General features: G+C 63.5%; 16 protein-coding genes. 8 read left to right on the forward strand and 8 right to left on the reverse strand.

Annotated features, from left to right (window positions below; translation table 11 throughout):
* Window positions 1-158 precede the first annotated feature (158 nt).
* The 4 genes from ACZ0AJ_RS01700 to ACZ0AJ_RS01715 all read left to right on the forward strand — a co-directional run bounded on the left by ACZ0AJ_RS01700 (window position 159) and on the right by ACZ0AJ_RS01715 (window position 7,520).
* Window positions 159-3,578 carry a TonB-dependent receptor gene (locus ACZ0AJ_RS01700; RefSeq protein ID WP_499453569.1) on the forward strand — a complete coding sequence of 1,140 codons (3,420 nt, stop codon included), beginning with the start codon at window positions 159-161 and terminating at the stop codon, window positions 3,576-3,578.
* Window positions 3,579-3,780: 202 nt separating this feature from the next.
* Entirely contained in the window at window positions 3,781-5,466 is a 1,686-nt protein-coding gene (locus ACZ0AJ_RS01705) for a bifunctional metallophosphatase/5'-nucleotidase (RefSeq protein WP_499453571.1), read from the forward strand.
* 15 nt (window positions 5,467-5,481) lie between these two features.
* Window positions 5,482-6,555, forward strand: coding sequence for a S1/P1 nuclease (locus tag ACZ0AJ_RS01710; RefSeq protein WP_499453573.1), 1,074 nt, complete (start codon window positions 5,482-5,484; stop codon window positions 6,553-6,555).
* Window positions 6,556-6,656: 101 nt separating this feature from the next.
* Window positions 6,657-7,520, forward strand: a complete 864-nt coding sequence (locus ACZ0AJ_RS01715) for a MipA/OmpV family protein (protein WP_499453575.1) — start codon at window positions 6,657-6,659, stop codon at window positions 7,518-7,520.
* Window positions 7,521-7,705: 185 nt separating this feature from the next.
* Here the strand turns inward: ACZ0AJ_RS01715 and ACZ0AJ_RS01720 are convergent, their stop codons facing one another.
* The 7 genes from ACZ0AJ_RS01720 to ACZ0AJ_RS01750 form a co-directional block, all read right to left on the reverse strand.
* Window positions 7,706-8,203 carry a hypothetical protein gene (locus tag ACZ0AJ_RS01720; RefSeq protein WP_499453577.1) on the reverse strand — a complete coding sequence of 166 codons (498 nt, stop codon included), beginning with the start codon at window positions 8,201-8,203 and terminating at the stop codon, window positions 7,706-7,708.
* 266 nt (window positions 8,204-8,469) lie between these two features.
* Window positions 8,470-10,083: a methyl-accepting chemotaxis protein gene (locus tag ACZ0AJ_RS01725; RefSeq protein WP_499453579.1), complete on the reverse strand. Its 1,614-nt coding sequence runs from the start codon at window positions 10,081-10,083 to the stop codon at window positions 8,470-8,472.
* Between the two features lie 243 nt (window positions 10,084-10,326).
* Window positions 10,327-11,292, reverse strand: coding sequence for an ABC transporter permease (locus tag ACZ0AJ_RS01730; RefSeq protein WP_183557370.1), 966 nt, complete (start codon window positions 11,290-11,292; stop codon window positions 10,327-10,329).
* 3 nt (window positions 11,293-11,295) lie between these two features.
* Window positions 11,296-12,402, reverse strand: a complete 1,107-nt coding sequence (locus ACZ0AJ_RS01735) for an ABC transporter permease (RefSeq protein ID WP_183557372.1) — start codon at window positions 12,400-12,402, stop codon at window positions 11,296-11,298.
* On the reverse strand, window positions 12,399-13,928 hold the full coding sequence (locus ACZ0AJ_RS01740; protein ID WP_499453582.1) for an ABC transporter ATP-binding protein: 1,530 nt from the start codon (window positions 13,926-13,928) through the stop codon (window positions 12,399-12,401). Before ACZ0AJ_RS01740 ends, ACZ0AJ_RS01735 begins: the two co-directional genes overlap by 4 nt.
* Before the next feature lie 96 nt (window positions 13,929-14,024).
* Window positions 14,025-15,041 carry a BMP family lipoprotein gene (locus tag ACZ0AJ_RS01745; protein ID WP_332530145.1) on the reverse strand — a complete coding sequence of 339 codons (1,017 nt, stop codon included), beginning with the start codon at window positions 15,039-15,041 and terminating at the stop codon, window positions 14,025-14,027.
* Window positions 15,042-15,286: 245 nt separating this feature from the next.
* Window positions 15,287-16,225, reverse strand: a complete 939-nt coding sequence (locus ACZ0AJ_RS01750) for an alpha/beta hydrolase (protein WP_499453584.1) — start codon at window positions 16,223-16,225, stop codon at window positions 15,287-15,289.
* 211 nt (window positions 16,226-16,436) lie between these two features.
* On the opposite strand from ACZ0AJ_RS01750, the gene ACZ0AJ_RS01755 reads away from it, so the two are divergent.
* From ACZ0AJ_RS01755 to pcp, 4 genes are all read left to right on the forward strand, one after another.
* Window positions 16,437-16,739 carry a YciI-like protein gene (locus tag ACZ0AJ_RS01755; protein WP_183557384.1) on the forward strand — a complete coding sequence of 101 codons (303 nt, stop codon included), beginning with the start codon at window positions 16,437-16,439 and terminating at the stop codon, window positions 16,737-16,739.
* 77 nt (window positions 16,740-16,816) lie between these two features.
* Window positions 16,817-17,521, forward strand: a complete 705-nt coding sequence (locus tag ACZ0AJ_RS01760) for a DUF969 domain-containing protein (RefSeq protein WP_499453587.1) — start codon at window positions 16,817-16,819, stop codon at window positions 17,519-17,521.
* Complete coding sequence (locus ACZ0AJ_RS01765) at window positions 17,518-18,474, forward strand: DUF979 domain-containing protein (protein ID WP_499453589.1); 957 nt, start codon at window positions 17,518-17,520, stop codon at window positions 18,472-18,474. Before ACZ0AJ_RS01760 ends, ACZ0AJ_RS01765 begins: the two co-directional genes overlap by 4 nt.
* 2 nt (window positions 18,475-18,476) lie before the next feature.
* Window positions 18,477-19,127 (forward strand): pyroglutamyl-peptidase I, encoded by a 651-nt coding sequence (gene pcp / locus ACZ0AJ_RS01770; protein WP_499456704.1) that lies wholly within the window; start codon window positions 18,477-18,479, stop codon window positions 19,125-19,127.
* Between the two features lie 266 nt (window positions 19,128-19,393).
* Here the strand turns inward: pcp and ACZ0AJ_RS01775 are convergent, their stop codons facing one another.
* Window positions 19,394-19,807, reverse strand: coding sequence for a DUF2141 domain-containing protein (locus tag ACZ0AJ_RS01775; RefSeq protein ID WP_499453591.1), 414 nt, complete (start codon window positions 19,805-19,807; stop codon window positions 19,394-19,396).
* Window positions 19,808-19,837 lie beyond the last annotated feature (30 nt).

Raw genomic sequence — 19,837 nt, forward strand, 5'->3', positions numbered from 1 at the left:
CATCGTGTCATTTTGTTGAAACATTGTACCGATACAATCGCAGCCGCTTGCCGGCTGAATCACTGGCGCGGCACGACGAATACAACAAGCAGTAAAGCAGGGGAGGACGTCCGCCGGACGTCCAACAAACAACTTTGAAGTTCTTTTTGGGGTAATCAATGATCACTCAACAGCAGATCCGGCTCACCAAGTTGGCGCTGGCTTTGTCAGTTGCGTTGGCGGCGTCGCCGTCGTTCGCACAGAACACTACTTCGGCCGTCGGTGGCCGTATCTCGAACGTCTCGGGTCAGCCGGCTGCCGGCGCGCAAGTGCAGATCCTGCACACCGAGTCGGGTTCTGTCAGCAATGTCGTCACCGACGCTGAAGGCCGCTACGTTGCACGCGGTCTGCGCGTGGGTGGTCCGTACACGATCACCATCACCAAAGATGGCATCACCCAAACCCGTAACAACGTCTTCCTCGACCTGGCGCAAACCGCAGAAGTCGACGCCACCCTGGGCGTGCAGACCGTGACCATCGCCGGTACCGCATCGCGTTCGGAAGTCTTCACGAGCAACAACATGGGTGCGGGCACCGCCATCAGCAACACCCAGCTCCAGACCCAGGCGTCGATCCAGCGTAACCTGCAAGACTATGCGCGTGCCGACCCGCGCGTGTCGCAGACCGACAAGGACCGTGGCGAAATCTCGGTCGCCGGCCAGAACTCGCGCTACAACTCGACCACCATCGACGGCGTCGCAATCAATGACACCTTCGGCCTGGAAGCCAATGGCAGCCCGACCGCGCGTCAGCCGATCTCGATCGAAGCGATCCAGTCGGTGCAGGTCAACGTCGCCAACTACGACGTCACCCAGAAGGGCTACACCGGCGCGAACATCAACGCCGTGACCAAGTCGGGTACCAACACCTACAAGGGCGGCGTGTACTACGTGTTCCGCAACGACACGATGTCGGGCGACCGTTACAACCCGATCACCGACGTCTACACCGACGCGCCGAAATCGAAAGAAACCACCAAGGGTGTCTGGGCATCGGGTCCGCTGATCCAGGACAAGCTGTTCATCTACGCTCTGGCCGAAAACTTCGAAAGCTCGCGTTCGAGCCCTGAGTTTGGCGCTATCGGCAGCGGCGCCGGCACCACCGTGGGCATCAGCCAGTCGTCCATCTCGGAAGCCCAGCGCATCGCCCAGCAGACCTACGGCGTCGACATCGGCAGCACTGCCGTGCCGACCGGCTCGATGCTGACCTCGAAAGAGCGCCTGGTGAAGTTCGACTGGAACATCACCGACGAACACCGCGCCAACCTGCGTTACGCCAAGACCGAACAGGGCGAGCCGTTCTACCCGGGCTTCTCGGCCACCGGTGTCGGCCTGTCGTCGAGCTTCTACAACCAGGGCAAGTCGATCGAGACCACCGTCGCCCAGTTGTTCTCGGACTGGACCCCGAACTTCTCGACCGAGCTCAAGTTCTCGAACCGCGATTACGATTCGGTCCCGGTCAACGCAACCCGCACGCCATCGATGGCCCTGCAGTTCAGCGGCGCACTGCCGGCTGGCGCACCAAGCGGCCTGTCGACCGCCAACCGTAACATCAACTTTGGTACCGAGTTCAGCCGTCACAACAACGTGCTGCGCAACAAGACCAAGGACCTGTACGCCGGCGCCAACTGGATCGTGGGCGACCATGAAATGAAGTTCGGTGCCGACTACACCAAGAACGATGTCTACAACGCGTTCCTGCAGGGTATCAACGGTTCGTACACCTACGCCTGTCTGGATTCGGCGGACGCGAACTTCTACAGCTTCGGCGCACTGCCAAGCTGCGCACGCGCAACCAATGACCAGGTTCAGCGCGCCGTTCTGGAGAACTTCCAGAAGGGTCGTCCACTGAGCTACAGCCAGCAGCGCGCGCTGCCAGGCGCGTCGCTGAACGATGCGGTCGCCGAGTTCAGCACCAAGAACACCGGCCTGTTCCTGCAAGACACCTGGACTGTCAACGACCAGCTGACCCTGACCTACGGCGTGCGCTACGACCGTAACGATGTCGGCGGCCGTCCATTGGCCAACGTCGCTGCTGGCCAGCCACTGGTGGCCGGCAACCCAGCCACCGGCGTGCGCCAGTCCGGCGGCTTCGGTCTGGACAACACCCGCACCATCGACGGTACCGACCTGATCCAGCCACGCTTCGGTTTCAACTACCGCTTCGACAAGTCGCCACGTCCAACCCAGATCCGCGGCGGCTTCGGCCTGTTCCAGGGCGCGGCAGCCACGGTGTGGATGTCGAACCCGTTCTCGGGCACCGGCGTGGCCACCGCCACGATCAGCTGCTCGGGCACTGGCGCCACCCGCTGCCCGACCACCGGCGGCCTGACCAGCTTCAATCCTGACGCCCAGCCTGCCATTTCCGGCGCGATTCCGGCCGCAGACGTCAACTTCCTGGATCCAAGCTTCCGTCAGCCATCGATCTGGAAAACCAACCTGGCGTTCGACACCGAACTTCCATGGTACGGTCTGGTCTTCGGCGCTGAAGCGCTGTACACCAAGAACAAGAACGGCATCTATTACGAGCACCTGAACCTGGGCGCAGCAACGCGCAACGGTTCGGATGGCCGTCCGCTGTTCTGGAACGCAGCCGGCCTGAGCACGGCGTGCTACGGCGTGTCGAACAACACGGCGAACATCATCACCAGCTGCGGCGCGGTCAACCGTTCGCTGAACAACCGCAGCTTCGGCAACGTGCTGGTGGCGCGTGATACCGACAAGGGCGACGCGAAAGTGCTGACCATGTCGCTGTCGCAGCCGATGACCAAGGGCTTTGGCTGGTCGGTGGCGTACACCTACACCGATGCGACCGAAGTCTCGCCGCTGACGTCGTCGGTGGCCAACTCGAACTTCAACGGCCGTTCGTCGTTCAACCCGAACGAAGAAGTTGCCGCAACCTCGAGCTACGCCATCAAGAATCGCGTCAATGCGCTGATGAACTTCCAGAAGAAATTCTTCGAAGGCTACAACACGCGTCTGGGCGTCTTCTACGAAGGTCGTGAAGGCCGTCCATACAGCTGGACGTTCAACAACGACATGAACGGTGACAATCTGGCCGGTAACGACCTGATGTACATCCCGACCGCCTTCGGTTCGAACGAAGTCGCGTTTGCAGGTGACACCGCAACCAACCGTGCCAACGAGCAGCGCTTCTGGGACGTCGTCAATGCGAACAAGGGCCTGAGCAAGGCTGCCGGTGGTGTCGTCAAGCGTAACAACTCGACCGCTGAATGGGTCAACACCTTCGACGTGCGCATCAGCCAGGAAATCCCGGGCATCTTCGCACGCAACAAGGCGACCTTCTCGCTCGACTTCATGAACTTCGGCAACCTGCTGAACAAGAAATGGGGCCGTACCGAAGAGATCAGCTTCCAGGGCTCCGGTGGCCAGGCACGCAGCTTCGTCGACGTCGCTGGTATCGATGCACAGGGTCGTTATGTCTACGTCGTGCGTAACGACGTCGAGCGTCAAGACCTGAAGCAAGCCAAGGGCGAGTCGCAGTGGGCAATCCAGGCAACCCTGCGTTACGAATTCTAAGCAGCGCCAATTCGTAGCATGAGGTAGTTAGAACGGCCGGTGGAAACACCGGCCGTTTTTTCATCAAAAAAGTCCGCAGCCCTGCTGCTGTAAGGATTTCCTGCGCACAGGTGGCATGGGATAATGCTCGCTGTTGCGCTTATCCAAGCCCCGTTCTTCGGGTGCCGGCCACCCCGGCCCGATTCCATAAAAGGTGTTTTTCATGATCGTCTCGCGTCGCGCAAGCGCCCGTCTGTCCACACTCACCATTGCGCTGCTGCTGGCCGGCTGCGTGACCGCGCCCCAGGGCCCGGTCACCATCAACCTCGTGTCGCTCAATGACTTCCACGGCAATCTGGAACCAAGCCGCTACGTGCTCAAGGGCGCTGACGGCAAGGACCAGGTCATGCGCGCCGGCGGCGCCGAAGCCGTGGCTGCGGCCCTGCAGGCCTGGCGCAAGGAAGACAAGGAGTTGCTGCTGGTGTCAACCGGCGACATCGTCGGCGCCAGCCCGGCGCTGTCGTCGCTGTGGGCCGACGAGCCGACGATCGAAGTGATGAACATGCTGAACCTGCGCGCGAGCGCGGTAGGCAACCATGAATTCGACGGCGGCCGCAAGGAACTGCTGCGCCAGCAGAACGGCGGCTGCGATTCACCGCACCCGACCAAGGCCTGCAAGTTCACCCCGAATTTCGGCGGCGCCAAATTCACGTACCTGGGCGCGAACGTGATCGACAAGGTCACCGGCAAGCCGATCATCCCGGGCTTCACCATCGAAACCGTCAAGGGCATCAAGGTCGGCCTGGTGGGCGTGGTGCTGCGCGATACGCCGAACATGGTCGTCGCATCGGGCATCGCGGGCTTGACGTTCGGCGACGAAGCCGAAGCGATCAACAACGCGCTGCCGGCCATGCGCGCGGCCGGCGCCAAGGTCATCGTGGCCCTCGTGCACCAGGGCGGCCGCACGGTCGAGTCGCCGTTGCAAACCGGTTGCAGCAAGCTGACGGGCGACATCGTCCCGGTCGTCCAGAAGATCGATCCGTCGGTCAAGCTGGTGCTGACCGGGCACTCGCACCAGGGCTACCTGTGCGACGTCGATGGCCGCGTCGTGACCCAGGCCGATACGGCAGGTCACCTGCTCACGCGCGTGTCGATGCAGGTCGAACCAACCACCGGCGCGGTCTCGAACCTGACCGTTGCCAACGTGGTGATGAAGCCGGGCGAGTATCCGGCCGATCCGAAGATCGTCGCGTACGTCGCGCAAGTGAAAGAGCGCAGCGAAGCCGCCTTGACGCGCCCGATCGCCAAGATCGCCGTCGCGCCGCTGCTGCGCAAGAATAACGACGCGGGTGAATCGCCCCTCGGCAACCTGGTGGCCGATGCGGCGCTGGACTCTGCGCGCAGCCTGGGCGCGCAGTTCGCGTTCATGAACAATGGCGGCATCCGGCGCGACCTCGAAGCAGGCGCCGACAAGACCGTCAACTTTGGCCAGGCCCAGGCCGTGCTCCCGTTCGGGAACACGACGGTCGTGATGAACCTGACAGGCGCGCAGATCCGCAACCTGCTCGAACGCCAGTGGGCCGATGGTCCGAACGTGACGTCCAGCGTCCTGCAGGTCTCGCAAGGCTTTACCTATACCTGGGACGCGAAGCGGCCGGCCGGCACCCGGCTGGTGCCGGGCAGCGTCAAGCTCGATGGCAAGCCGCTGGTTGATACCGCAACATACCGCCTGGCGCTGAACAACTTCCTGGCCGAAGGCAGCGACGGCTATCCGGAATTCGCACTGGGCACGCAGCGCATCGATACCGGCCTGCGCGACTTGGATGGCTTCATCGCCTATCTGAAAAAACTCGAAGGGCAGGGCGCCGCGCTGGCCCCGGCTACCCCGCGCATCGTGCGCCTCAATTAAGACCATCAAACCATCATGAAAAAACTCGCATGCGTGCTGGCGCTGACCGGCGTCTTTGGATTACTGGGCGCATCGGACGCCGCCGCCTGGGGCCGTGACGGCCACCGCGCTGTCGGCTCGATCGCCGACAAGCTGCTCAAGGGGACCAACGCGCAGAAGCAGATCGCGCTGCTGTTGCAACCGGGCGAATCGCTGGCGTCGGTCGCCAACTGGGCCGACTGCGTCAAGGGCACGTACTGCGGCCCGCAGACGCCCGAGATGGTGGAATACGTCGAAGGCAATCCGCGCCACAGCGAATACCACTACACCAACGTGCCGTTCCAGCTCGATCACTATCACGAGCATGGCGTCGGCACGAGCGATGTCGACATCGTGCAGACGCTGGAGCAGTGCATCGCTGTCCTGCAGGGCAAGACCGACCCGGCGCTGAACCCGCACAAGTTCACCAAGCGCCAGGCCTTGATCCTGCTGGCGCACTTTGCCGGCGACATCCACCAGCCGCTGCACGTGGGTTCGGCGTTCGTCAGCAAGGACGGCAAGTTCATCGTGCCGAAATCGCGCGCCGAGATCGACGACGCGCTCGTGTTCGATTCGCGCGGCGGCAACAACCTGCTGCTCGATGACGAGAAACTGGCAGCGCTGTCCAAAGGGGTGATTCCTGCTGCAGAAGCGGGCGATGCGCCGGTCGTCGTCAAGGAGGGCGTGCCGAAGGCGTTGACCAAGCCGTTCCACTCGTACTGGGACAGCACGACGGTCGACTACGCCTTCCGCCGCGTCAAGACGCGCACGCCGGAGCAGTTCGCGGACGTGGCAATCGCCAGCGCGCCGCTGGTCGCGAAAGCCAAGGGCGACGTGGCCACCTGGCCCGTGCAGTGGGTGGAAGACGGCCTCAAATCCGCCAAGCTGGCGTATGCCGACGTGGTGCCGGGCAAGCTGACGCCGCAGACGGGCAAGAAGGGCGAGACCTACTACACCTTCGCGCTCGAAGTGCCGGCCAATTATCCGGTGCCGAGCTCCGAAATCGCCAAGACCCAGCTGATCAAGGGCGGGTATAACCTGGCCGCGATGCTGCAGGCAATCTGGCCGTAAGCCCACGGCATGCAGCGCGCGGATTGTTCGCGCGCGCGGTGCACTTTTGGCACGGCCTCGGATAGAATCCGGTCATCCCCCGACCAGACTCCCGAGGCCCCATGCATGTCCCACTGAAGGCCGCCATCGCGGCAGCCTGCCTGTTCCCCGCACTCCACGCTCACGCGCAAACCCCCACCGGCGCCAGCCTGCCACTGTGGGAATTCGGCCTTGGCGCCGCTGCCCTGAGCACGCCGGCGTATCCCGGCGCCGACGACCGCACCACCCGCGTCCTGCCCATCCCGTTTTTGCTGTATCGCGGGGAAGTGCTGCGCGCCGACCAGTCAGGTATCGGTGCGCGTCTGTTCCGCTCCGATCGCCTTGAGTTCGATGTTGGCCTGTCGGGTGCGTTGCCGTCGGACTCGGACGACGTCGAGGCACGTGCCGGCATGCCGGATCTGGGCGCGCTGTTCGAATTCGGTCCGCGCTTGAAAATTCGCGTGGCCGATATCGACGCGACGAGTCGATTGCGCGCCGAACTGCCACTGCGCGCCGTGATCGAAGCGCGGGGCGGCCTGCGCCGTCAGGGCTGGACGTTCGAGCCGAAGCTGGCCTACGAGACGCGCGGCGAGCGCGGCCTGTGGTCGTTCGAAGCCAACACGTCGGTGGTGTTTGGCGACAAGCGCATCAACCGCTATTTTTATGAAGTCGCGCCGCAGTATGCGACCGCCAGCCGCGACGCCTACAGCGCCGACGCCGGCCTGGTGCTGGCGCGCGTGGGGCTGTTTGCCACGCGCCAGCTCAATCCCGACGTGCGCCTGTTCGGCTACGTGCGCTACGAATCGTACGCCGGCAGCGCCAACCGCGACAGCCCGCTGCACCTGAAGAATTCGGGTACGTCCGCCGGCATCGGTTTTGCCTGGACGCTGGCGCGCTCGAGCCGGCGCGCGGCGGGCTTTGAGCCGGTCGATCCGGTCACGCCATGACGTAACGCGCGCAAGGCCGGCGCTTGGCGCCAGTCAGCTTTACGGCTTGTTAATGACACCATCAGAAATCGTAAAAGAGCGGCATGTAAAAAGAGCGGAATACACGCCGCTCTTTTTACATGCCGCTCTTTTTGCCTCAGGCCGTCACGACGCAGTATCAGCGTCGCTCGGCGCTGTTTCGGCGATTATTTCGGCTTGTAAGAAACACGACCCGACAACCCGATCGTACCGGCGCCGTTCGACAAGTCTTCAGTGCCGCTCAGCGAGCCGCCGCCGGTTGCGTGAAAATAGGTGCCGGAGCCGCCGGTGATGGTGAAGGTGCCGCCGTTCATGACGTACGCAGTGCCTGCGCCGGTAGGAACGAACTGGCCGCTGTAGTCGGCAAAAATCTGGTCGCCGTTTGGATACAGCAGGATGAACTTGCCCTTGCTGAAGGTGAACGTCGTGCCGGACTGGGCGAAGCAATCACCGCCCACGAACGCGACTGGCGTACCTTCAGCCGTCTCACCGTGGCCGGCAAGCTTGCCGCCGAGGGTGGACGCACATTGCGGCGCAGGTCCCACTTTTTCATTGAATACGCCTTTGACTTCAAGCGCCTTGACCACGTTCGGACCGGCCGAAACCGAGAACGAAGCGGCCATCAGGGCCAGGCTGGACAGGAGGCGTACGGAGACAGTCTTCATTACAATAATTCCTTGGCTGTTAAAAAAATGATATTGCACATACTAAGATAAGAGAACAAATCCTCTTGCGCGCACGATTCCATTTTTTCACCTTGTTGCAGGTTCCCCACATGCTCCTGGTGCTCGGTCGCAGTTTGATGACACCTTCACTGCGCGACATGGTTGAACGCGTGGACGGCGCAGCCGTCCACCCTACGTTGACAGCGCATCCATAAAAAAACGCCGGGCGAACCCGGCGTTTCATGTGGTGGAGAAGGTGACCTGGGTTATGCGGCCTCGCGCATCCCCAGCGCTGGCCGCGCCACGCTCTTGAGCGCCGGACGCACCTGCTGCGCTTCGAAGCGGAACGTCGACACCAGCTGCGACAGCGCCTTCGCCTGCTCCCGCATCGACGTCGATGCAGCGGCCGCTTCTTCGACCAGCGCCGCGTTCTGCTGCGTCACCTGGTCCATCTGCGCGATCGCCTGGTTCACCTGTTCGATGCCGGCCGACTGCTCCTGGCTGGCCATGGCGATGCCCGACATGATGCTGGTCACGCGGCCGATGCTGTCGACGATTTCCTGCATCGTCGCGCCGGCATCCGACACCAGGCGGCTGCCTTCCTCGACCTTGGCGCTCGAGTCGCCGATCAGGGTCTTGATTTCTTTCGCTGCTGCGGCCGAACGCTGCGCCAGATTGCGCACTTCGGAAGCCACGACCGCGAAACCGCGACCCTGTTCACCGGCGCGCGCTGCTTCGACTGCCGCGTTGAGCGCCAGGATATTGGTCTGGAACGCGATGCCATCGATGACGCCGATAATGTCCACGATCTTCTTCGACGAATCGGTGATCGCATCCATCGTCTGGACGACGCGCCCGACGGTGTCGCCGCCACGGCCGGCCACCTGCGAGGCGTTCTGCGCCAGCGTATTGGCTTCGCGGGCGTTGTCCGCATTCTGGCGCACGGTCGAGGTCAGCTCTTCCATCGAGGATGCGGTTTCTTCCAGCGCGCCGGCCTGCTGCTCGGTGCGGGCCGACAGTTCGAGGTTGCCGGCCGAGATCTGGTCGGCCGCTTCGGCGATCGTTTCGGTGCCGCTACGCACCTGGCTGACGATGCCGACCAGGTTGTCGTTCATGTCCTTCAGGGCGCCCATCAGCGCGCCCGTTTCGTTCTTGCCCTGGACGACAATCTGGCTGCTCAGGTCACCCGTGGCGACGGTCTGCGCGACCAGCACGGCTTCTTCGAGCGGGGTCGTGATGCGACGGCCGATCCACCAGGCGAACAGGCCGCCGCAGACCAGTGCGAGGGCGGCCAGCGTGACTTGCAGTTTCAGGCTCGTTGCGAAGCTCTCGTCGATCTTCACCGAATCGGCGGCCACGACGTCTTTCTGGAACTTGACGATGGCGCGCAGGCTGTCGAGATACGACTGCACGCGCGGCAGCATGTCGGTATTGAGGAAGTTGCGCACGGCCGCATCGTCGCCCGCCGCCTTCTGCGCCATCACGCTCTTGCGCGCCTTGCGGTAGCCTTCGCGCTGCTCGTCGACCTTGGCGAACAGGGCCATTGCGGCCGGGTTGTTCGCCAGGCTCGTGGTCAGTTCCTTGTGCACGACGTCCGACCGCTTGGACGATTCGGCGATCGCGTCGAGGAAGTATTTTTCGTCGCTCGCATCGGTCATCTTGATTGCGGCAATCGTGCGCGCGGCATTGGTCTCGATGATGGCCTGCCATTCCTGCAGCAGGGCGAGGCGGTGCAGGCTCTCGCCGGTCAGCTCGTCGGTCAGGTTTTCCGCTTTCTGCATCTGGAACAGGCCAATGCCAACCAGCAGCACCATTGCGGCGAGGATGGTGGCGAAACCGCCGAGGATGAGCGTGCGGATTTTGAGATTTTGAAAGTTCATGAAATTCCGTCTATCGGTGAAAAGCAAAATTCGTGGCATACAAAGTATTGCCACAAGGCATTGCATTCTCACAGATTCGGAACAGAAAATCCGGAAAAATTGTGCGAAGCACAATGACTTTTCCGGAATGTCGCGCGATGGTCACGCGTTGTACAGACGAAGTTTTCGCAGTACGTGCACCCCTGAAACGTTTGACGCTGCCAGGGCGGCAGCGTCATTGTTCAGGCACTGGCCGGCGAACGATCAGCGAGACTTGACGAACGGTTTGCCCAGCGCCTTGGGCGCCACCGACTTGGCCATCAGGCCTGCCAGCACGACCACGGTAACGATGTACGGGATCATCTGGATCAGCGAGCCCGGAATGCGGCCCACGACCGGCAGGTCGACGCCTTCAATCTGGATCTGCACCGCGGCAAAGAAGCCGAACATCATGCAACCCAGCACCGTGTGCACAGGCCGCCAGTTGCCGAACACCAGCGCCGTCAGTGCCAGGTAGCCGGCGCCGGCCGACATGTCGCGCAAGAAGAAGCCGCTCTGGACAATCGACAGGTAGGCGCCCGAGAACGAGCACAGCACGCCGGCGATGATCATCGCCGTGTAGCGGGTGCGCTGGACCGAGATACCGGCTGCGTCTGCCGCATGCGGGTTTTCGCCACAGGCGCGCAGGCGCAGGCCGAAGCGGCTGTAGAACAGCACCCAGTGCACGATCGGGAGCAGAGCGAAGGCCAGGTACACCAGCACCGAGTGCCCGCCGATCAGGCTGCCGTAGACCCAGCCGAGCACCGGCACGTCGGCCACCAGTTCGGTCCCGGGCAGGATGACGCTCGCGAGGCGCGCCTCCCCGAGGTCCGGCGTGCGGCCGCCCTGCTGGAAGAAGTACTGGGCGACGACGAACGTCAGCCCGCTCATGGCGATATTGATCGCGATGCCGGCCACGAGCTGATTGCCCTTTTGCGTGATCGAGACGAAGGCCTGGATCAGCGCCAGCACGACGGAGGCGACGATGCCGGCCGCGATGCCCAGCCACGGATCCTGGTAGGTGTAGGCAACGCCGGCCGACACGAAGGCCGACGCGAGGATCTTGCCTTCAAGGCCGATGTCGACCACGCCGCTGCGCTCGGCGAACAGGCCGGCCATGGCCGCGAACATCAGCACCGGCGCGTTGCGGATGGTGGAGACGACGATACTGGCGAACTGGAAGTCTTCCATGGCTTATCCCTTGCTTGCGCCGTTGTTGGAGCGTGTTGCGTTGATCAGTTTGAGTACCGCCGGCGCGTACATGTTTTCCATGGCGCCGCAGAACAGGATGATCAGGCCCTGGATGAAAATGAAGGTCTCTTGCGGGATGTTCGGTTTTTCCAGCGACAAGTCGAACCCGCCCTGGATCAGCGCGCCGAACAGGATCGACGAGAGCAGGATGCCTACCGGGTGCTGGCGCCCCATCAGCGCAATCGCGATGCCGATGAAGCCCGCACCGGCCGGGAAGTTCAGGCTCAGGTAGTGGGTCGAGCCAAGGATCGAATTCACCGCCGCCAGGCCTGCCAGGGCGCCCGAGATCAGCATTGCAATGATGATCGTGCGGCTGATGCGCACGCCCGCATAGTGCGCGGCGTGGGCGTTCAGGCCCGTCGCCTGCAGGCGGTAACCCCAGCTCGAACGCGACACTGCCACCCAGTAGACGACCAGTGCGACCAGGGCGAGGATAAAGGCCAGGTTCAGCGGCGTGCTCTCGCCAAAGAACGGCAGCCAGTTCGACAGCAGCGGGATCGCGGCAGCATCGGTGAAGGTGCGGCTGGCCGGGTTCTGGTCGCCCTCGGGAATCATGTACTTGACGATGATGAAGTTCATCAGGCCAGCGGCGATGAAGTTGAACATGATGGTCGTGACCACCACGTGGCTGCCGCGCTTGGCCTGCAGGTAGCCGGGCAGGAAGGCCCAGGCTGCGCCAAAGACAGCGCTGGCCACGATCGCCAGTGGGATCAGGAGCCACGGCGAGAGCGTCGCGTCGAACGCCAGCATCGCCAGCGTCAGGCCCAGGCCGCCCAGATACATCTGGCCTTCGGCGCCGATGTTGAACAAGCCCGCCTTCATGGCGATCGAGACGGCCAGGCCGGTAAACACAAAGGTCGACGCATAGAACAGCGTGTAGCTCAGGCCTTCGGGATTGATGACGGCGCTGTTGACGAGGATCTGCAGCGACTCGACCGGGCTTTCGCCCAGCAGATGGATCACGAGCGCCGCGACCAGCAGGGCAGAGAGCAGATTCAGGACCGGCAGGACGAAGCCCGAGGCCCAGCGTGGGAGTTCAGTGGTTTTCATGATTTGTGCATCCCGCCCATCAACAGGCCAATGCGGGTCGTGTCGAATTCGTCGATCGGCAATTCGCCGGTAATGCGCCCGCCCGACATCACGATGATGCGGTCAGCCAGCGCGCGCACTTCTTCCAGCTCGGTCGAGACCAGCAGGATCGCCACGCCCTCGTCGCGCAGGCGCAGCAGTTGCGTGTGGATGCTCTCGATGGTGCCGATGTCCACGCCGCGCGTGGGCTGGCCCACCAGCAGCAGTTTCGGCGCCGCCGAGACTTCGCGCGCGATGACGACCTTCTGCTGGTTGCCGCCCGAAAGCAGGCCGATACGCACGTTGGGGTCTTTCGGGCGCACATCGAAAGCCTCAAGCAAATGCGCGCAGCGCTTGGCGATGGCGTCGAAATCGAACAGGCCCATGCCCTTCGTGACGCGCTCCTGGTAGCCGAACACGGTGTTCTGCATGACCGAGAAATCCTTGATCACGCCGTCGCGCAGGCGGTCTTCCGGCACATGGCCGATGCCCATGTCGCGCAGCTCGGCGGGCAGGCCGTCGGCGTTCGAGCGGCCAGCAAAGGGCAGGGGTTTGCCCTCGAGTGAGACCACGCCGGACGTTGGCAGGCGCATGCCCGACAGGATGTGCATCAGCTCGCTCTGGCCATTGCCCGACACGCCGGCAATGGCGACGATCTCGCCAGCGCGCACCGACAGGGCGATGTCGCCCAGCAGCTGCACGCCGTTCGCGTCCTTCAGTTGCAGGTTCTCGACCTGCAGCACCGGGGCGCCTGGCGCATACGGTTTGCGCGGCAGGTTGCCTTCGATCGGACGGCCGACCATCATGTTGGCCAGCTGTTCCTTGCTGGTGTCGACCGTGGCGACGGCGCCGGCCAGGCGGCCCGCGCGCATCACCGTTACCTGGTCGGTGATGTCCATGATCTCGCCCAGCTTGTGGGTGATCAGGATGATGGTCTTGCCCTGTTCCTTGAACAGCCGCAGGATGTCGAACAGCGATGCGATTTCCTGCGTGGTGAGCACCGCGGTCGGCTCGTCCAGGATCAGGATCTCGGCGCTGCGGTAGATCTGCTTGAGGATTTCGACGCGCTGCTGCGCGCCCACCGACAAATCGGAAATCACGGCCAGCGGATCGACGTCGAGGTGGTAGCGCGCACAGATTTCGCGCAGCTTCACCTCGGTCTCGCGGCGTTTCTTCGACAGCTTGAAGGCACCTTCGGCCCCCAGCATCACGTTGTCGAGCACTGTCATGTTCTCGACCAGCATGAAGTGCTGGTGCACCATGCCGATGCCGAGCCCGATGGCTTCCTGGCTCGAGCGGATCTGCTGCTCCTTGCCGTTGATGACGAGCTGCCCGCTGTCGGCATGGTAGTAGCCGTACAGGATGCTCATCAGGGTGGATTTGCCCGCGCCATTTTCGCCGATCACACCATGGATCGAACCCTTGGCGATCGAGAAGCTGACGTCGGCGTTCGCCTGCACCGGCCCGAAGGCCTTGCTCACGTTGCGAAATTCTACGGCTGGCTGCATTGCGATCTGTCGTAAAAAGGAAGTGTGCTTATCATTCAAAAGCGCGCCGGACCGGTAATCAACCGGCGCGGCGCGCTTCGAATGGAATGAAGGTGATCAGACCGGGCAGGAACTGCCGGCGCGGTAATCGATGACCTTGATCTTGCCGTTGATGATGTCCTGGCGTACGCCGTTGACGCGCTTTTCGATTTCCGGCGTGACGACCGCGCGGTTATCCTTGTCCAGCACCCAGTCGACGCCGCCTTCTTTCAGGCCCTTGTAGGTGACGCCTGCTTTCCAGGTGCCTTTCTTGACAGCCATGAACGAGTCATACACTGCCACGTCGACGCGCTTGACCATCGAGGTCAGCATCGTGCCCGGGTGCAGGTAGTTCTGGTTCGAGTCGACGCCCACGGCCAGCTTGCCCTTGGTCTTGGCCATCTGCAACGCGCCCATGCCGCTGCCGCCGGCCACGGCGAAGACCACGTCCACGCCGCGGTCAAATTGCGCACGTGCCAGTTCGCCGCCCTTGGCCGGGTCGTTCCAGGCTGCTGCCGTGGTGCCGACCATGTTCTGGATGATTTCAGCTTTCGGCGCCTGCGCCTTGGCGCCCTGGCCGTAGCCGCAGGCGAATGCGCGGATCAGCGGAATGTCCATGCCGCCGACAAAGCCGAGCTTCTTGGTCTTGGACGCCATGGCCGATGCCACGCCGACCAGGTACGCGCCTTCCTGCTCCTTGAACATCACCGATTCGATGTTCGGGCCTTGCGCCACGCTGTCGATCAGGATGAAGCGCACGTTCGGGAATTCACGCGCGACTTTTTGCACGGCCTGGGTTTGCGAGAAACCGATGGCGGCGATCAGGTCGACCTTCTTGCGCGCCAGGCCGCGCATGACTTGCTCGGCCTGGGTATCGCTATTGGCCTGGACCTCGAACACCTTCACGCCGGTCTCTTTCGTGAAGCGCTGCAGGCCCTCGAAGGCCGACTGGTTGAACGACTTGTCGAACTTGCCGCCCGCATCGTAGACCATGCCGAATTTCGGCGCGGCGATCGGTGCGGTCGATGGCGCCGCCAGCGCGCTGCCGGCAAGGCACATGGCCGCCACGGTGATGCTGAGTTGCTTGAATTTCATGGTTGAGCTCCTGGAATAGCGATATTGTACCCGCCGCATGCCTTGCGATGGGATCGGCTGCGCGATTGTCGCAGCACGGCGCCGTGCAAGTGGTTACGGTTTGTATCTGGGGAGGGGCGTTGAGGCCAGGCCCGCGCCCTGCGGGCACAAGCTGTCAAATATGCATCAAGCTGCAAGTTGATGACAAATACGATTTTACTTCCCAATTTATTCGCTGGAAATATAAATGCTGACAAATCCGGCGATTATTTTACGGTGAGGGCCAGATCGGGCGCTGCCGCGGTCGTTTCGACGGGTGGCGTGGCATTCGCCACCGCATCGGCCACGGCGGCCGCAGCGGCCGGCGTCACCGGTTGATTGAACTGGCGCGTGAGGAATCCGGCAACCATGGCGTGTGTCGCTTCCAGGTACGGGATGGTCATGTGGTCGGAATCCGGCACCACGTCGTCGGCCACCAGCGCGCCCAGCTTGGCCACCAGGAGGTCGGTGTGGAAGTGGGGCACGACATCGTCGCTAGCGGCGCGCAGCACGTAGGTGGGCGCCTTGAGCATCGGGGCGTACTTGATCGACTCGAAGCGGTGGCGCAGCATGTATTCGATGGGCATCACGCGGAAGCGCCGCTTGGCAATCGCCAGGATCGAATCGTACGGCGTGATCAACACGACCGAATGCGCGGGGCGCTCGCGGGCCACCTGCACGGCGACGCCCGAGCCCAGGCTGCGGCCGACCACGGCGATACGCTGGGGGTCGACCTGACCGCGGGTGGCGAGCCAGTCGTAGAGCAGGGCGCCGTCCTCGATCATGTGGATCTCGGCCGGGATGCCCTGCGAATCGCCATAGCCGCGGTAATTCATCGCCAGCACGGTCATGTTGGGAAACAGCTTGCCGGCGTCGCGCGCGACCCACGACACTTCTTCGGAGCGCCCGCCGAAGTACAGCACGGCCGGGCGCGGACCGGGAATGACGGGCGTCATCAGCCAGCCAGCCAGGCGCGTGCCGTCTTTCGCGCGCAAGACGACGGGGCGGGTGCGGTGACCGCTCGAACGGGGACTTTTCACTTCGCGCTCGAGCGTCGGATTGAACACCAGGCGGCGCTGGTTGGCCGCGACGGCAGCGGTCAGGCCCAGCCATAACATGCTGGCCAGTCCAGTGAGTCCCGCCGCCATTTTTTTCGAAGTGTCCATGCTTCCAAGTCTACGCCTGCTGTCGAGTTTTGTTCTTAGAGGCATTCTTCTATGCACGTTCCATGATGGTTTGTCAGCCTAAAAAGTTGTTTTATTCCAACATGGCAGAGCCTGCCCCATGGTAGCGATGCCGGACGGCACGCTTGCGCCGCCGGTTTGGGTTTCCGGTAGGATTGATGCATCCGGCCTCGCGCCATCTCCTGGAGTCTTTGTGCACTTTCTTCTGACCTATGATCTGGCCCCCGACTATCTCGAACGCCGCGGCGAATTTCGCGACGCCCACCTGGCGCTGGCGTGGGAAGCGCAGGAGCGCGGCGAGCTGATTCTTGCCGGCGCCATGGCCGAGCCGGCCGACAAGGCCGTCCTCGTGTTCGACTGCGAGACTGCGGAGCTGGTGCAGCTGTTCGCGGCGCGCGATCCGTACGTGCTCAATGGCCTCGTGCGCGCCTTCCACGTGCGTCAGTGGAATACGGTCGTCGGCGATCTGGCGACCAATCCCGTCCGGCCGGGCTAACCTTCATCCGACATTCGCCTCGGCGCCCCATGAACATCGGGTAAGATTGCCCGCGTTTATCACCGCCGGGGAATGCAATGCAATCTGCTGTGAATCTGTGGCCACTGCTCGGCGTGGTCGTCATCGTGGTGGGGTTCGTGCTGCGCGCCAATCCGGTGCTGGTGGCGGTTGCCGCCTGCGGCGTGACCGGCGTTGCCGCCGCGATGTCGGTCATGACGTTGCTCGAAACGCTTGGCGCCGCCTTCCTCAAGACCCGCAACCTGCCACTCATCCTGCTGCTGCCGCTGGCCGCCATCGGCCTGCTCGAGCGCTTTGGCCTGCGTGACCGCGCCCAGGCCGCCATCGGCAAGGTGCGCTCGGCCACCGCCGGGCGCCTGCTGATCGTCTACCTGTTTGCGCGCGAAAGCACGGCGGCGCTGGGCCTGACCAGCCTGGGCGGCCATCCGACGATGGTGCGTCCGCTGGTCGCGCCGATGGCCGAAGCGGCGGCCGAAGCGCAACACGGTCCGCTGCCGCAGCGCATCCGCTACCGGATCCGCGCGATGTCAGCCGCCACTGACAATATCGGTCTGTTCTTCGGCGAAGACATTTTTGTGGCGTTCGGCGCCATCGTCCTGATGCACACGATCCTGCAAGCCGAAGGCATCGAGGTCAATCCGCTGCATATTGCGCTGTGGGGCATCCCGACGGCGATCACGGCGTTCGTCATCCACGCCTGGAACCTGCGTCGCCTGGACGCCGAGATTGCCCGCGCCGTGCTGGACGAGAAGGGCGCCGCATGACGCTCTCGATCGACCACTTCTACATCCTCGTCGGCCTGCTGCTGGCGGCCGTGGCCATCATGAACCTGGTGGACCGCAGCAATCCGCGCCGTGTCACGACGGCCCTGTTCTGGGGTCTGTACGCGCTGCTGTATCTGGCGGGCGAAGCGCTGCCGCTGGCGGCGGTGGGCGCCCTGATGATCGGCATGGCGCTGCTAGCCGGCTTTGGTGGCGTGAAGGCCGGCCAGCCCAAGGCGCTGGCGCCGGAAGCGCGCCAGGCCAGCGCTGCGCGGCTGGGAAACCGCCTGTTCATCCCGGCGCTGCTGCTGCCGCTGGTGACCGTCATCGGCGCGACCCTGCTGAAGGACGTGCAGCTGGGCGGCCTGCCGCTCCTTGATCCGGCCCATATCACCATTGTCAGCATGGGTTGCGGCGCGGTCGTGGCATTGATTGCCGCGTGCTGGCTCACGCGCGCCACGCCGCTGCAGGGTGTGCGTGAAGCGCGCCGCTTGGTCGATGCCATGAGCTGGGCCGTCGTGCTGCCGCACATCCTGGCGGTGCTGGGCCTGCTGTTTTCCGAAGCAGGGGTGGGCAAGGCGGTGGCGCACCTGACCACGACCTATATCGGCCTGGACTCGGCGTTCATCGCGGTGGCCGTCTACTGCCTCGGCATGGCGCTGTTTACGATCGTGATGGGCAACGGCTTTGCCGCGTTTCCCGTCATGGCGGGCGGTGTCGGGATCCCGGTGCTGGTGGGCGTGTACGGCGCCAACCCCGCCGTGATGGCGGCGATCGGCATGTTCAGCGCATATTGCGGTACCCTGATGACGCCGATGGCGGCCAACTTCAATATCGTGCCGGCCGCGCTGCTGGAACTGCCCGACAAGAACGCCGTGATTCGGGCCCAGATCCCGAGTGCGCTGCCGATCCTGATGGCCAATATCTTTTTGCTCTACTTTTTGATGAACCTGTGATGATCAAGACTGTGTTGCTGACGGGCTTCGAGCCGTTCAATGGCGCCACCATCAATCCGGCCTGGGAGGCCGTGCGCGCGTTGGAAGGCTGGCAGGGCGACGGATTCCAGGTCGAGGTGCGCCAGTTGCCGTGCGTGTTCGGCGACGCCATCGAGGATCTGACGGCGCTGATCGACGAGCTGCATCCGGATGTCGTCATCGCCGTCGGTCAGGCGGGCGGGCGGCCGGATATCTCGGTCGAGCGGGTGGCGATCAATGTCGACGATGCGTCGATTCTGGACAACGGCGGGCAGCAGCCGGTCGATATGGCGATTGCCGCCGATGGTCCGGCCGCGTATTTTTCGACGCTGCCGATCAAGGCGATCGTGCACGCGCTGCTCGCACGGGGGCTGGTGGCGGGGGTCTCGCAGACGGCCGGTACGTTCGTCTGCAACCATGTGTTCTATGGGCTGATGCACCACGCGGCGGCGCAGCCGCAGCCGATCAAGGCGGGGTTCATTCACGTGCCGTTCCTGCCCGAGCAGGCGGCTGCGCGGCCGGATGCGCCACCGTCGATGGCGCTGGAAGACATCATCGCCGGCGTCAAGCTGGCGGTAGAAGTGACGCTCGGCGTCGACACCGACCTGCGCGAAGCGGGCGGCGCGACGCACTGACATATCCTGAAAAACCGTCGTTCCCGCGCAGGCGGGGACCCAAGTCATCAGCGCAGCCACCAGTGCAATTGACAGTGGCCCGGCGCGCACACTTGGGTTCCCGCCTTCGCGGGAACGACGCTGGTGTGGCGTACTGACGTATCCTGAAAACCGTCGTTCCCGCGCAGGCGGGAACCCAAGTCACCAGCGCAGCCAAGCGGGCAATCGATAGTGGCCTGGCGCGCACACTTGGGTTCCCGCCTTCGCGGGAACGACGCGGTGGTGGATTACCGCAGCTTGATCGTGGTGACGGCTTTTTCGTCACGCAGCTCGAATGCGGCATCCTCGAAGCTCGGCGGACCGAAGCGGCCGCGGGCATCGCGGCTGAATGCGTACGGCTCTTTCGGGATGCCCAGCACGTTGCGATCGAGCTTGCCGTTGTCGTTCTCGTCCTGATACGACAGCACGGCCCACGAACCGGTCGGCACGCCGTCGACCGTGACGATCGTTTCGCCCGCCTTGGCCGGGGCCGAGCCGGAATACGCGCAATCCTTTAAAAAGGTCGTCTTGTCGCACACGGCGACGAGCACCTTGCCCTTGGCCGTGACGCCCTGGACGCGTACTTCGATCGATGCGGCCGAGGCGCTGCCTGCGACGCAGAATGCTGCGGCGAGTGCTAAAGTACGAAAAGTCGATTGCATGGTTTCTCCAATGGTTCAATTGTTGGTGTA

The sequence above is a fragment of the Telluria sp. AC161 genome, from assembly GCF_979258535.1.

What these genes read in the sequence shown, in the direction of transcription:
- ACZ0AJ_RS01715 (WP_499453575.1), top strand. Translation starts at nt 6,657, where the DNA reads ATGCATGTCCCACTGAAGGCCGCCATCGCGGCAGCCTGCCTGTTCCCC.
- ACZ0AJ_RS01735 (WP_183557372.1), bottom strand. Translation starts at nt 12,402, where the DNA reads ATGAAAACCACTGAACTCCCACGCTGGGCCTCGGGCTTCGTCCTGCCG.
- ACZ0AJ_RS01765 (WP_499453589.1), top strand. Translation starts at nt 17,518, where the DNA reads ATGACGCTCTCGATCGACCACTTCTACATCCTCGTCGGCCTGCTGCTG.
- ACZ0AJ_RS01700 (WP_499453569.1), top strand. Translation starts at nt 159, where the DNA reads ATGATCACTCAACAGCAGATCCGGCTCACCAAGTTGGCGCTGGCTTTG.
- ACZ0AJ_RS01710 (WP_499453573.1), top strand. Translation starts at nt 5,482, where the DNA reads ATGAAAAAACTCGCATGCGTGCTGGCGCTGACCGGCGTCTTTGGATTA.
- ACZ0AJ_RS01705 (WP_499453571.1), top strand. Translation starts at nt 3,781, where the DNA reads ATGATCGTCTCGCGTCGCGCAAGCGCCCGTCTGTCCACACTCACCATT.
- ACZ0AJ_RS01745 (WP_332530145.1), bottom strand. Translation starts at nt 15,041, where the DNA reads ATGAAATTCAAGCAACTCAGCATCACCGTGGCGGCCATGTGCCTTGCC.
- ACZ0AJ_RS01760 (WP_499453587.1), top strand. Translation starts at nt 16,817, where the DNA reads ATGCAATCTGCTGTGAATCTGTGGCCACTGCTCGGCGTGGTCGTCATC.
- ACZ0AJ_RS01730 (WP_183557370.1), bottom strand. Translation starts at nt 11,292, where the DNA reads ATGGAAGACTTCCAGTTCGCCAGTATCGTCGTCTCCACCATCCGCAAC.
- ACZ0AJ_RS01740 (WP_499453582.1), bottom strand. Translation starts at nt 13,928, where the DNA reads ATGCAGCCAGCCGTAGAATTTCGCAACGTGAGCAAGGCCTTCGGGCCG.
- ACZ0AJ_RS01775 (WP_499453591.1), bottom strand. Translation starts at nt 19,807, where the DNA reads ATGCAATCGACTTTTCGTACTTTAGCACTCGCCGCAGCATTCTGCGTC.
- ACZ0AJ_RS01720 (WP_499453577.1), bottom strand. Translation starts at nt 8,203, where the DNA reads ATGAAGACTGTCTCCGTACGCCTCCTGTCCAGCCTGGCCCTGATGGCC.
- ACZ0AJ_RS01750 (WP_499453584.1), bottom strand. Translation starts at nt 16,225, where the DNA reads ATGGACACTTCGAAAAAAATGGCGGCGGGACTCACTGGACTGGCCAGC.
- ACZ0AJ_RS01725 (WP_499453579.1), bottom strand. Translation starts at nt 10,083, where the DNA reads ATGAACTTTCAAAATCTCAAAATCCGCACGCTCATCCTCGGCGGTTTC.